The 525-nt window shown below is 71.2% G+C and carries 2 protein-coding genes; one reads left to right on the plus strand and one right to left on the minus strand.

Going from position 1 to position 525, the window contains the following annotated elements:
* Positions 1–288, plus strand: a 288-nt coding sequence (locus tag KVT32_RS28545; RefSeq protein ID WP_217619255.1) for an ATP-binding cassette domain-containing protein, incomplete at its 5' end; no start/stop codon positions are given.
* On the opposite strand, the gene KVT32_RS28550 is transcribed toward KVT32_RS28545, so the two are convergent.
* On the minus strand, positions 285–525 hold a 241-nt coding region (locus KVT32_RS28550; protein WP_217619256.1), incomplete at its 5' end, for a DsbA family protein. The genes KVT32_RS28545 and KVT32_RS28550 overlap by 4 nt on opposite strands.

The following is a 525-nucleotide window of genomic DNA, read 5'->3' on the forward strand; positions in this document are numbered from 1 at the left end:
TACCTGCAAGGTACCGATCCGGCGCGCCTGTCCGGCGGCGAGAAGCAGCGCGTGGCGCTGGCGCGGGCGCGCGTGTTGAAGCCGCGCCTGCTGCTGCTGGACGAGCCGACCGCGAACCTGGACGGCAACGCGCGCGAGCAGGTGATCGCCCTGATCCCGACCTTGCTGGAGCAGGGCAGCACCGTGGTCATGGCCTGCCACGACCGCGATCTGATCGGCTTGCCGGGTGTGCGCAGGTTGAAGCTGCGCGACGGGCGGCTGGAATACCGTACCGGGACAGCTTCTTAGCGGCCTGCGCCTTCGAGCACCTGGCGCAGCGCCGCTTCCATCGTTTCGTAGGGCACCGCGCCGCGCACCGCCAGCGCCCGGTCCCAGCCGGCGCCGGCCGGGCGGAAGACCATGATCGGCACCCCGGCCACACCGAGTGAATGGGCCAGCTTCTGGTCGTCCAGCACCTCGTTCGTATGGCGCGCGCTGCCGAGCGCTTCGCTCAGGCCGAGCCGGTCGACGCCGCATTCCACCGCG

The sequence above is a fragment of the Achromobacter sp. GbtcB20 genome (genome assembly GCF_019091095.1).
In the GTDB taxonomy this organism is placed as follows: domain Bacteria; phylum Pseudomonadota; class Gammaproteobacteria; order Burkholderiales; family Burkholderiaceae_B; genus Achromobacter; species Achromobacter mucicolens.